General features: G+C 63.4%; 11 protein-coding genes and 1 tRNA gene. 5 read left to right on the top strand and 7 right to left on the bottom strand.

The genetic code is table 11. The features are described from left to right. Nucleotides 1-4: 4 nt before the first annotated feature. The 3 genes from phoU (at nt 5) to phoR (ending at nt 2,873) form a co-directional block, all read left to right on the top strand. Nucleotides 5-718: a phosphate signaling complex protein PhoU gene (phoU, locus tag C404_RS42090; protein ID WP_021194808.1), complete on the top strand. Its 714-nt coding sequence runs from the start codon at nt 5-7 to the stop codon at nt 716-718. A gap of 25 nt (nt 719-743) precedes the next feature. Continuing rightward, nucleotides 744-1,457: a phosphate regulon transcriptional regulator PhoB gene (gene phoB / locus C404_RS42085; protein ID WP_021194807.1), complete on the top strand. Its 714-nt coding sequence runs from the start codon at nt 744-746 to the stop codon at nt 1,455-1,457. Nucleotides 1,458-1,544: 87 nt separating this feature from the next. Beyond that, on the top strand, nt 1,545-2,873 hold the full coding sequence (gene phoR, locus C404_RS42080) for a phosphate regulon sensor histidine kinase PhoR (protein ID WP_021194806.1): 1,329 nt from the start codon (nt 1,545-1,547) through the stop codon (nt 2,871-2,873). A gap of 85 nt (nt 2,874-2,958) precedes the next feature. Here phoR and ppk1 read toward each other — a convergent pair whose 3' ends face one another. Continuing rightward, complete coding sequence (gene ppk1 / locus C404_RS42075; protein ID WP_031329340.1) at nt 2,959-5,130, bottom strand: polyphosphate kinase 1; 2,172 nt, start codon at nt 5,128-5,130, stop codon at nt 2,959-2,961. 169 nt (nt 5,131-5,299) lie between these two features. Here ppk1 and ppx point away from each other — a divergent pair, with 169 nt between their 5' ends. After that, entirely contained in the window at nt 5,300-6,847 is a 1,548-nt protein-coding gene (gene ppx / locus C404_RS42070; RefSeq protein ID WP_031329339.1) for an exopolyphosphatase, read from the top strand. Between the two features lie 91 nt (nt 6,848-6,938). Here ppx and C404_RS42065 read toward each other — a convergent pair whose 3' ends face one another. From C404_RS42065 to C404_RS42040, 6 genes are all read right to left on the bottom strand, one after another. After that, on the bottom strand, nt 6,939-7,772 hold the full coding sequence (locus C404_RS42065; RefSeq protein ID WP_021194803.1) for a GNAT family N-acetyltransferase: 834 nt from the start codon (nt 7,770-7,772) through the stop codon (nt 6,939-6,941). Nucleotides 7,773-7,909: 137 nt separating this feature from the next. After that, nucleotides 7,910-8,383, bottom strand: coding sequence for a phosphohistidine phosphatase SixA (gene sixA, locus C404_RS42060; protein WP_021194802.1), 474 nt, complete (start codon nt 8,381-8,383; stop codon nt 7,910-7,912). A gap of 132 nt (nt 8,384-8,515) precedes the next feature. Next, nucleotides 8,516-8,592, bottom strand: a tRNA-Pro gene (locus tag C404_RS42055). A 35-nt stretch (nt 8,593-8,627) separates the two neighbouring features. Beyond that, entirely contained in the window at nt 8,628-9,449 is an 822-nt protein-coding gene (locus tag C404_RS42050) for a sulfite exporter TauE/SafE family protein (RefSeq protein WP_021194801.1), read from the bottom strand. A gap of 3 nt (nt 9,450-9,452) precedes the next feature. Next, entirely contained in the window at nt 9,453-10,718 is a 1,266-nt protein-coding gene (locus C404_RS42045) for an NAD(P)/FAD-dependent oxidoreductase (RefSeq protein ID WP_049285427.1), read from the bottom strand. 93 nt (nt 10,719-10,811) lie between these two features. Then, the gene (locus C404_RS42040; protein ID WP_021194799.1) at nt 10,812-11,174 is read right to left on the bottom strand and encodes an ArsR/SmtB family transcription factor; all 363 of its coding nucleotides are present in this window, start codon (nt 11,172-11,174) and stop codon (nt 10,812-10,814) included. A 108-nt stretch (nt 11,175-11,282) separates the two neighbouring features. Between C404_RS42040 and C404_RS42035 the strand changes: the two genes are divergently transcribed. Next, complete coding sequence (locus C404_RS42035; RefSeq protein ID WP_021194798.1) at nt 11,283-12,143, top strand: MBL fold metallo-hydrolase; 861 nt, start codon at nt 11,283-11,285, stop codon at nt 12,141-12,143. Nucleotides 12,144-12,215: the final 72 nt, after the last annotated feature.

The following is a 12,215-nucleotide window of genomic DNA, read 5'->3' as shown; positions in this document are numbered from 1 at the left end:
ACCGATGTCCGAGAAACATCTGTCATCGCAGTTTGATACCGACCTGACCTCCATCAGCACCAAGGTGCTGCAGATGGGTGGCCTGGTTGAGGCACAGATCGCCCGCGCGATGCGCGCCCTGGCCAACTTCGACACCGATATGTGTGATCAGGTGCTCGCAGTGGAGCAGGAGATCAATGCCCTCGAAATCGAGATCGACGGTGATTGCAACAACATCATCGCGCGCCGCCAGCCGACCGCCCGCGACCTGCGTCTGGTCATGGCCATCTCGAAGACCATCACCAACCTGGAGCGCGCCGGCGACGAGGCTGCGAAGATCGCCAAGCGCACCAAGCGCCTCATGCAAGACCCGTCGGCGCACGCGCTGAACTATGCGGGCGTTGAGCGCTCGGGCGACATGGCAGCGACCATCCTGCGTCATGCGCTGGATGCCTTCGCACGGCTGGACACCGCCGAGGCCGTGTCGATCCTGAAGGAAGACAAGGCCATCGACGAGGAATTTCGCGGTTTCATGCGCGAACTCATCACCTACATGATGGAGAACCCGCGCACGATTTCGGTGTCGCTGGATCTGCTGTTCATTGCCAAGGCGATCGAACGTATTGGCGATCACGCCAAGAACATCGCTGAGTTCATCATTTACATCGTCAAGGGAACCGACGTCCGGCACGCCGGGCGCGAGGCGCTGGAGCGTGAGATCCAGGGCGAGGGCGAATAAAAAAAGGCAGGATGGAGACGTGAGCATGCCGAGTAGCATTCTGGTCGTGGAAGACGAACCGGCGATCGCCGAGTTGATCGCCGTTAACCTGCAGCACGCAGGGCACTACCCGATCCGTGCGTACAACGCTGAACAGGCGCTGTCGCTGATGAGCGATGTGCTGCCAGATCTGGTTCTGCTGGACTGGATGCTGCCGGGCAAGTCCGGCGTGATGTTCGCCAAGGAGCTGCGTGCGAACGAGCGTACGCGCCAGATTCCAATCATCATGCTGACCGCCCGCAGCGATGAGCAGGACAAGATCATGGGCCTGGATAGCGGTGCGGATGACTACGTCACCAAGCCGTTCTCGCCCAAGGAGTTGCTGGCCCGCATCAAGGCCGTGCTGCGCCGCCGTGCGCCGCAGCTGACCGACGACGTCGTGGCCATCAACGGCCTGAAGCTGGACCCGGCCACGCATCGCGTGACGGCCACGAACATCGAAGCGGAAAACCCGATCAAGCTCGATCTGGGCCCGACCGAGTTCCGCCTGCTGCATTTCCTGATGACGCATCCGGAGCGCGTGCACAGCCGCTCGCAACTGCTCGATCAGGTGTGGGGCGATCACGTGTTCGTGGAAGAGCGTACCGTGGACGTGCACATCAAGCGCTTGCGTGCGGCACTCGCCCCGGGTGGCTACAGCAACATGATCGAAACCGTGCGCGGCAGCGGCTATCGCCTGGCGCGCAATCCGGGGCAGTAACCGCCGTCAACTGATCGAACGCGCGAGTCCGTCATCGTCCATCGCGCGTTCACACGATCTTCGCGGTCCAGCGCTTAGAATGCCCTCATGAACGTCTTCTGGACCCGCTTCGCTGTCTTCGTCGCCCTGGTGGGCCTCGTCACAGCCTGTCTGTATGTCTTCGCCAACCATGTGGTTGCGCTGGCCGTGCTCAGCGTGCTGCTGTTGGTGATGCTCCTTTACTACGTCTATCAGATCCAGCGCCTATGGCGCGTGCTGGACTCGCCGGCCTATGGCGAGATCCCCAGCGCGCTCGGCCTATGGGGCGAGGTCTACTACCGCCTGCACCGGCTCGTGAAAGGCTGGCGCACGCAGGTGCTGCAGGTCGAGCAGCAGCACAGCCGGTTCATCCAGGCCATTCAAGCATCGCCCAACGGCGTGCTGATGCTCGACGCTGAAGACCAGATCGAATGGTGCAACGCTGTGGCCGAGGAGCACTTCGGCTTGTCTGCCAAGCGTGATCTGCGCCAACGCATTACCCATCTGATTCGCAGACCGGAGTTCGTCCGCTACCTTGCGCGCGGCGAGTTCGAGGAGCCGCTCACCATGCACGACGTGGGGCCCCACAAGCAAAGCATCGTCTCTGTCCAGGTCCTGCCGTACGGCGAAGACCGCAAGCTGCTGGTGACGCAAGACATCACCAAGCTGGAGAACACCGAGGCCATGCGCCGCGACTTCGTCGCCAACGTCTCGCACGAGCTGAAGACGCCGCTGACAGTGCTCGCCGGTTTTCTAGAGACGGTGCGCGATATTCCGCTGCCCGAGGAAGACAAGAAGCGTTACCTCGACATGATGCATACGCAGGCCATGCGCATGCAGCACCTGGTGGAAGATCTGCTGGCGCTGGCGACGCTGGAAGGCAACTCCCAGCCGCCGTCTGTCGCGCCCGTGCCGATGCAGCGCATGATGCTGCAGCTTGAGCATGACATCGAGGCGCTCTCTGCCGGCCGCCACACCATCAGCATGACGTGCGATCCGGCAGTGAGCGTGTGCGGGGCCGAGCTGGAGCTGCTCTCCGCATTCAGCAATCTGGCCTCCAATGCCGTGCGCTACACGCCCGATGGCGGCACGATCCGCCTCGATTGGGGCGTGAAGGATGGGCATGCGGTGTATTCCGTCACCGACACGGGCATCGGCATTGCACACGAGCATATCCCGCGCCTGACTGAGCGCTTCTATCGTGTTGACCGTAGCCGCTCGCGCGATACGGGTGGCACGGGTCTCGGCCTAGCAATCGTCAAGCACGTACTTTCGCGCCACGGTGGTGAACTGCAGGTGACGAGTGAGCTCGGCAAGGGCAGCACCTTCCGCGCCGTGTTTCCGCCGGAGCGCACGGTGGTGCGCAGTGTGAGCGTCAGCGACGAGCGCGCAGCCTGATTCAACTTCGCGCTAAACCGATCACCCAATGAAAAACGCACGCTGCAGAGCGTGCGTTTTTTTTGCCTAGCGGCGCCGCCGCCAATCAGCCTGCCGAAATCTCCAGCGGAGCCCTGACAGTCGCCTCAGCAGCCGTCGCCGCAGCCACGGCTGCTGCCGTTTCTGCCGCTGCAGCAGCCTGCGGCGAGAAGTGGTTCAGCAACGCAAGTTGGCTGATGCGCACGTGCTTGCCGCGCGTCGTGCGTTGCACGTACGTGCCGTCTGCTTGCATGACCCAAGCCGATGCGTTGTCGCGCAGATGCACCTGCAGGCTTTCCTTGATGACGCGCGCCTTGAGCTTGCGATCGAGCACTGGGAAGGCAACCTCTACGCGGCGGAACAGGTTGCGGTCCATCCAGTCCGCGCTGGAGAGGTAGACGATTTCCTCGCCGGCAGCATGGAAGTAATAGACGCGGTGATGCTCCAGGAAGCGCCCGACGATCGAGCGCACGCTGATGTTCTCGCTCAGCCCTGGCACGCCCGGCTTGAGTGCGCACACGCCGCGCACGATCAGGTCGATCTTCACGCCAGCACGCGAGGCCTTGTACAACTCGTCGATGATGGTCGGTTCCAGCAGCGCGTTCATCTTGCCGATGATGCGTGCACGTTTGCCTGCGCGTGCGGCGCGCGCTTCGGCACGGATGTGCTCGACCAGGTTCTCATGCATCGTGAACGGCGAGTGCCACAGATGATGCAGCTTGACCTGCGCACCGGTGCCGGTGAGCAGCTGGAACGTGTGGTGCACGTCTTCGCAGATCTGCTCGTTGGCCGTCATCAGGCCGAAGTCCGTATAGAGGCGGGCGGTCTTGGGGTGGTAGTTGCCGGTGCCCAGGTGCACGTAGCGGTGCAGCTTGACGGTCTTGCCCTTGCCGGAGACTTCACGACGCACCACGAGCAGCATCTTGGCGTGGCACTTGTGGCCAACCACGCCGTACACGACGTGCGCGCCGGCAGATTCAAGCTGATCGGCCCAGTTGATGTTCGTTTCTTCATCAAAGCGCGCCAGCAGCTCGACCACGACGGTCACTTCCTTGCCGTTGCGCGCGGCTTTGATAAGCGCCTCCATGACCGGCGATTCATTGCCGGTGCGATAGACGGTCTGCTTGATGGCCACCACGTCGGGGTCGCGCGCAGCCTGCTGCAGCAGCTCCAGCACGGGCGTGAAGCTCTCGTACGGGTGGTGCAGCAGGATGTCGCCCTGGCGGATGGCGTCGAAGATGTTCGCGCTATTGGCCACCTGCTTGACCGTGGCCGGCACATGCGGCGGGTACTTGAGTACCGGCTTGTCGACCATGTCGGGCACCTGCAGCAGGCGCACCAGGTTTACGGGCCCCTTGACGCGGTAGCAGTCGGCTTCGGTCAGGCCGAATTCCTGCAAGAGGCGGCGCACCAGCGCAGGCGACGTGTCATGCGCGATCTCCAGGCGCACCGCATCGCCAAAGTGGCGCGTGGACAGTTCGCCCTGCAGTGCCTCGCGCAGGTCGGTAATTTCATCTTCCGACACGAACAGGTCGGAATTGCGCGTGACGCGAAACTGGTAGCAGCCATGCACGTCGATCTGCGGGAACAGCTCGTGCACAAAGCCCTGCATGAACGACGACAGCAGCACGAACCCATACGGATAGCCCGACAGCTCCGGCGGCATCTGCACCAGGCGGGGCAGGGCGCGCGGCGCCTGCACGATGGCGAGCTCGGCTTCACGGCCGAAGGCGTCCTTGCCAGAGAGCTCGATGATGAAGTTCAGGCTCTTGTTGAGCACGCGCGGGAAGGGGTGCGCCGGGTCCAATGCCATCGGCGTCAGGACGGGCACCAACTCGTGCTGGAAGAAGCTGCGGCACCAGGCGCGCTGGGCTTCATTCCAGTTGGTCGTCATGTGGAAGAAGACGCCTTCCTTCTCCAGAAGGGGCAGGATCTCGTCTTGCAGCATGGCATACTGCTGCGTGACCAGTTGCCGCACCCGCTCCGTCACCACGCCAAACGCCTGCTGTACCGACAGGCCATCGGGGGTGAGGGACGACGGGTTGTCGCGCATCTGTTCCTTCAACCCGGCAATACGGATCTCAAAGAACTCATCCAGATTGCTCGACACAATGCAGATGAACTTCAGCCGCTCCATGAGCGGCACGCCAGGGTCGGCCGCCTGGGCCAGCACACGGGCGTTGAATTCAAGAATGCCCAGTTCGCGATTGAGCAGATCGCCCGCGGGCAATGTCGACATGTTCTGTTCCAGCGAATGACTATCCGGCCACTTTTCCATATTCTGGTGTCAAATTTGTGACACATTTGAATTGTCACGTTGACGACACAATAGAGACATATTTTGTGGCGCAGCGCTTCGAATCACAATCCCTAAAAACGCCCATCGCGTTTCAACCCGTTTTCCATTCATGAGTCCCACACCCCGTCTGCTGGCCGCTGTCGACATGGGCTCCAACAGCTTTCGGCTGATGATCGGCCGCGTCGACGAAACCGTGACTGCCAATGGCACCAGCAGCAGCCAGATCTTCCAGGTCGATGCGCTGCGAGAGCCGGTGCGTTTGGCCGCCGGGCTTACGCAAGATAAATACCTGGATCAACCCGCACGCCGTCGTGGCGTTGACGCACTGCGCCGCTTTGGCGATCGCCTGCGCGACTTCTCGCCTGACCACGTGCGTGCGGTGGCCACCAACACGCTGCGCGTGGCCAAGAACGCCCAGGAGTTCTTGATCGAGGCGGAAGCTGCGCTCGGCTTCCCCATTGAAGTGATTGCGGGCCGTGAAGAGGCGCGCTTGATCTATCTCGGTGCATCGCACGATGCGCCGGCGTGTCAGGGCAACCGGCTGGTGGTCGACATCGGCGGCGGCTCCACCGAGTTCATCATCGGCAATGGCTACAAGCCCAAGCTGATGGAATCGCTCTACATCGGCTGCGTCTCGCACAGTCGCCATTTCTTCCCGAACGGCAACGTGGATGAGTACGCGATGAAGCAGGCTGAGCTGGCCGCGCGTCGCGAAATCCAGATTCTCGTGCAGCAGTACCGCACGGCCGGCTGGAACCAGGCTGTGGGCTCGTCGGGCACGGCGCGCGCGCTGGCCGAGCTGATTGAGCTCAACGGCTTTAATGACAAGAGCGAGAAGGGCAGCGCCCACGGTATCACCCGTGAAGGGCTGGAGCGCCTCAAGCGTGCGGTGATCAAGTCGGAGAATACCAACCGGCTGAAGTTGAGCGGCCTGAAATCGGACCGCATTCCGGTGCTGCCGGGCGGCCTGTCGATCATGCTCGGCGTGTTTGCCGAACTCGATATCGACCGCATGGACGTGACCGACGGCGCGCTGCGCCTGGGCGTGCTGTACGACCTGCTCGGCCGCAGCCACCACGAAGACATGCGCACGGTGACGATCGAGCAGTTCATGCGTCGCTATAACGTCGATCGCTCGCAGGCCCACCGCGTGCGCGACGCGGCGACGGCGTTGCTGTCGCAGTTTCCCGATCCACCCGATGAGCGCCGCGAAGACAATCTTGCGCTGCTCGGCTGGGCCGCAAACCTGCACGAGATCGGCATGAGCATCTCGCACAGTGGTTATCACAAGCACTCAGCCTACATTGCCAGCCATGCTGACATGCCGGGTTTCTCCAAGACCGACCAGGCACGTCTGGCGACGCTGCTGCTGGGGCACGCGGGCAAGCTCGGCAAGCTGTCGGGCGGCGGCAAGTTTCTGGATTGGCGGATGCTGTTCAGTCTGCGTCTGGCCTTTGTGCTGTGCCGCCGGCGCGGTGCGATCCAGTTGCCGGGTCTGAAGGTGCGCCAGAGCGAGGGCGAACTCAATGAGGGCGGCTTTGAGGTGGAGTTGCCGAAGGGGTGGATCGAGCAGAATCCGCTGGTCGAGTACAGCCTCACGCAGGAAGCCGATGAATGGCAGCGCATCGGCCGTCGCTACAAGGTGACTTACGTATAGCCCTTCGGTATTTCGGCACCTTGTGGTGCCGATCCAAACAAAACGGCCCGGTCTTTCGAACCGGGCTGTTTTGCTTTGCAGCGGTGAGTGATCAGCCGCGCAGGAAGTGGCGTGCGTAGCGCGGGTTGATGTCTGACAGGCGCAGCAGCGTCAGGAAGTCGGCAACGTTGAAGTCAGGGTCCCAGGCCGGTGCGCCGCAGATGCGGGCGCCAAGGCGCAGGTAGCCCTTGACCAGCGCGGGCGGGTCGACTTCCAGGTTCTGGTTCAGCTCATCCACTGGCAGCGGTACGCGCGGGAAGGCGTGGTACTCGATTGGGGCCAGCGAGCCGTCATCAACGAAGCTGCGATACAAGCTTGCGGCAAAGTGACCGCCGTCACCCATCGACACGCTGGCGCAGCCCAGCATCGACTCGAAGCCGTAGCGCTGCATGTATTCACCCAGGCCCGCCCACAGCGCCATGATGACGCTGCCCGAACGGTAGTCGCGGTGCACGCACGAGCGGCCCAGTTCGACCATCTTCGGGCGCAGGTGCGTCAGGCGCACGAGGTCGAATTCGGATTCGGAATACAGGCAGCCGATCTGCTTGGCCGCGTCCGGGCGCAGCACGCGGTAAGTGCCGACCACGCGCAGCGTTTTCTGGTCGCGCACAATCAGGTGATCGCACACGGCGTCGAACATGTCGACGTCGAGTTCTGCGTGGGCCGAGGGCAGGCGGGCGCCCATTTCCTCGGCAAAGACCTTGTAGCGCAGGCGTTGCGCCTCGGTCACTTCATCCTGGTGGCGCGCCCACGAAACGGCCAGAACAGGCTTGTCACGCGCCGGAACAGCGTCGGGTGAGCGAGGAAGGCCCCTCCGTGCGTTGCCTAGATTCAGGCTCGGCAGTGCATCGATCAACGGCTGGGTGGGCGTCGGCAGGTCTCGCATTCGGATCCCCTAGGGTGGCTGAGGGTTGCTTTCGGGGGCGATTCTAGAGACGCCGCATGACAGATCAGCGACAAAAGCGAGTCAATCGTGACCGTTGCGTGAATTTTGCGTGGCGTAACTATGACAATGATGACGTGTCACACAAGATCCGGGTTGGCCACCGCGCGCAGCACGGTCTGCGCCTCGTCTTCGCGCATGCGGCGGCACAGCCACCACACGGCGGCTTTCTTCACGCTCCAGTCCATTTCGACGCCCGCAATCAGCAGGCTGGCCAGGCGGCCGAGCCACGGCTGGTGGCCGACCAGCAGCAGGTTCGTGCTCGAGGGCCAGTCGATGGCCGCGAGGATGGCGCTGACATCCGCGCCCGGCGCAATGTCGGGCAACGTCTGGAAATGCTCGGTGAGGGCGCGTGCGGTCTGCTGTGTGCGCACGGCGGGACTGACCAGCACGCGCGTGTCTTCCGGCAGGCGAGGGCGCAGCCAGGCGGCCATTTTCTCGGCCTGCTTTTCGCCGCGCTTGGTCAGTTCACGTTGGAGATCGGTGCTGCGCTGGATGCGCAAGGATGCGGCCACGTCTTCGGCTTCGGCGTGGCGCCACAGGATGAGATTCATGGAGCGGTTCTACGGGTGGTGCGAGATGGTACGGATACCGTGTTTATAGCACTGCCGTATGACACCATCTGCCGCCCAAACAAAAACGGCTTACGCGATGAACGTAAGCCGTTTTTGTTGACTGCCAAATTTTGGTCGGAGCGGAGAGATTCGAACTCCCGACCCACTGGTCCCAAACCAGTTGCGCTACCAGGCTGCGCTACGCTCCGGAATCGTCGATTGTACCGCTTTCGCAACAGATTGGTCAAATCATTGTGCGAACGATCATTCCGAGGGCGACCACGCCGGCAAATGCAGCGAACCCCTGCTGCAGTGCCGGGCCGGCCAGATGCTTCGCAAAGCGGCGTCCGGCCAGCATGCCGGTCAGCGCGCCTGCGGCAAACGGCAGCGCGATATGCCAGTCGACATGCCCGCCAATGGCCGATGCCACCACGCCGCCGGTGGAGACCAGCGCAATGACCGCCAGCGATGTGGCAACGATCGTCTGCATTGGCAGGTCAGTCGCGCGGCGCAAGGCCGGCACGATGACGAAACCGCCGCCCACGCCCAGCAACCCAGACAGGAACCCGGCGCCCACGCCCGATGCGGCCAGCGCGCGCGCGCACGGCAGCGTCCAGACCAGCTTGGCTGTTGTGGTGTCGAGGTGGCAGGGTGGCGCTGCATGTCGTGGAGCGTCTGCCGCAGGCGCTTCTGCGCGGGCCTGGCGGAACATGCGCACCGCCACATAGGCGAGCACCACGGCAAACAGCAGCGTCAACGGTGTATTCGGCACACGGTGCGCAACCCAGATGCCGAATGGCGACACCACCACGCCGCACACCGCCATCAGCCCTGCGGCCTTGTAGCGGACCTTGCCTTCACGCAGGCCGAGCATGGCGCCCAGCCCCGCTGACAAGCCCACCGCCAGCAGTGCGATCGGCGCCGCCTCCGACACCGACAGGTGCAGCCCAAAGATCAGCAGCGGCACCGCGACGATGGCGCCGCCCGCACCCGTGAGCGCCAGGATGAGCCCCACCACTGAACCCAGTCCCGCACTGACGATCCAGCCGATTTCCACTGGCGACATGGTTTAGCGCCCCGAAGCTGCGGTTGGCCGCGCCAGCCATTCGCGGCCCTTGAGCAGCGCATTCCAGTACAGCCAGGGCAGCAGCGTCTTCTTGAGCCACCAGGCGGACTTGCGCGCCACCGTCGGCATTAGGGGGAACGTTGGCAGCAGCTTGCCGCCGTAGCCGAACTCGGCCAGCACGACCTTGCCGCGCTCCACGGTAAGCGGGCAGGCGCCGTAACCGTCGTAGCGCGTGGGCAAGGGCTGGCCTTCGCGATGCGCGAGCAGGTTCTCGGCGACCACGACGATCTGTTTGCGCACCGCGGCGGCTGTTTTGGCGTTGGGCGTGGAGCTGGCATCGCCGAGCGAGAACACGTCGACGTGCCGCACGTGCTGCAGCGTGGCCGGATCGACCTCGCACCAGCCGGCCGCATCGCCCAGGCTGCTTTCGGCGATGAAGGCAGGCGGCACCTGCGGCGGCACCACGTGCAGCATGTCGAACGGCTTGGCGGTGCGCACGACCTCGCCGGCGGCATTCTTGTGCTCGAACCAGGCCATGCGTGCGGGGCCATCGACGGCCACCAGCGTGGAGCCGAATGCCAGCTTGGCGCGATAGCGCTCCACATAGCGCATGAGCGGCGGTACGAAGGCCTCGACGCCGAACAGCGCTGGCCCGGCAAGGTTGAACTCCACGTTGACGCGGTCGAGCACACCTGTGCGTTGCCAGTGGTCGCACGCAAGGTACATCGCCTTTTGCGGTGCGCCAGCGCATTTGATCGGCATGGCCGGCTGCGTGAACAGCGCGCGGCCAGAGCGCAGGCTGCGTACCAATGACCACGTGTACGGCGCCAAATCAAACCTATAGTTGGACGTAACGCCGTTCTGGCCAAGTGCCGCTTCCAAGCCTTCAATGCGCTCCCACGCGAGGCGCAGCCCCGGGCAGACGATCAGTTGGCGATAGGCAAGCGTCTGGCCGTTGTCGAGCTGCACGCGGTGCGCATCGGCATCCACACGCGTGGCGGCTGCACGAATGCGCTGCACGCCGGTCGGAAGCAACGCATCGGTCTGCCGTGCCGTAGCCTTGGCATCGAACACACCGCCACCCACAAGCGTCCACGCTGGCTGGTAGTAATGCACCTCAGACGGCTCGACGATGGTGATGCCGAGTTGCGGGCGGCGTCGGCGCAGGCTGGCTGCCACGCCGATGCCGGCAGCGCCGCCGCCAAGAATGAGCACGTCACAGTCGACGGCAGGCAAGGACGCGGGCAGGGAGGGGGATTCGGAATGCATGCAATGTCAGTTGGGGCAGCCGGGCAAACCGGCTGGTGCTTCGATGATTGGCACGGCGTTGGCGCATCACAAGCCGGTGCCATGCAGGGCGCCTTATCGGACGCTTCTCAGGACTTTGCCGCAGTACAGCGCAGACAGCGTCTGCATGATCTGGATGACCTCGAAGCTGGCCAATCGGTAGTAGATGTACTTGCCCTCGCGGCGCGTGGCGACCAGGCCCTCGTCGCGCAGCACGCCCAATTGCTGCGACAGGCTGGGCTGGTGCAGACCGACCAGCGCTTCCAGCTCGCCGACATTGCGCTCGCCCTGTGTGAGCTGGCAGAGCAGCAGCAGGCGGTCTTCATGCGCCATGGCCTTGAGTACCGCGCATGCCTGGGAAGCAGAGTCGCGCAGCATGGAGATGGCCGCTTCGGGGAGCGGCACAATGTCGGTCGGATCGGTCGTCGGGTCAGTCATCGGGGCGCGGTGCGTGTTGTTCTGCCGGTCGCTCGGTGCGGCGCTATTGGCAGACAGAATATCTGGCGATATTCTATAAAAATATAGATTGTTTGCGGAAGCCCCAACATGCACGCCCAGATCGAACCATTTTTCGATACCGACACCTGCACCGTGACCTACGTGGTCCATGCGGGGCCGGGTACGCCGTGCGCTGTGATCGACTCGGTACTTGATTACGACCCGAAATCTGGTCGCACGCGCACCCTGTCTGCCGACCGCGTGGCGGCCTTCATCGAAGCGCACGGGTTGCGCGTCGAATGGCTGCTGGAAACGCACGCCCATGCCGATCACCTGTCGGCTGCGCCGTACCTGCGTGGCCGCTTTGGCGGACGTATCGCCATCGGCGAGCGTATTCGCGTGGTCCAGGGCGTGTTCAAGCCGATCTTCAACCTGGAGCCGTCATTCCAGCTCGACGGCTCGCAGTTTGACCACTTGTTCGCGCCGGACGAGGTTTTCCACATTGGCGAACTGGAAGCGAAGGCGCTGGCCGTGCCGGGCCACACGCCGGCGGATATGGCCTATCAGGTGGGGGACGCCGTGTTTGTAGGTGACACGCTCTTCATGCCCGACGTGGGCACGGCGCGCTGTGATTTCCCTGGCGGTGATGCGGGCACGCTGTACCAGTCGATTCGCCGTCTGCTCGACTTGCCAGCCGACACGCGGCTCTACATGTGCCATGACTATCCGCCTGCAGGGCGCGAGGCCACTTGCCACACCACCGTGGCTGAACAGCGCCGCGCCAACATCCACGTGCGTGATGGCGTGACACAGGATGATTTCGTGCTGATGCGCACCAAGCGCGACGCCACGCTGGGTATGCCAACGCTGATGCTGCCATCCATCCAGGTCAACATCCGCGCGGGCGCGCTGCCGCCGGCTGAACACAATGGCGTGCAGTATCTGAAGATTCCGCTCAACGCGTTGTAAGCGGCGGCAAAACGCCCTTCGGGGTCAGGCCCGAGGGGCGTTTTTTCTCTTGATAACCGGTTTTCGATCACG

It is taken from the genome of Ralstonia sp. AU12-08, assembly GCF_000442475.1.
GTDB lineage: Bacteria > Pseudomonadota > Gammaproteobacteria > Burkholderiales > Burkholderiaceae > Ralstonia > Ralstonia insidiosa.
This window is presented reverse-complemented; position numbering and strand designations above follow the sequence as displayed.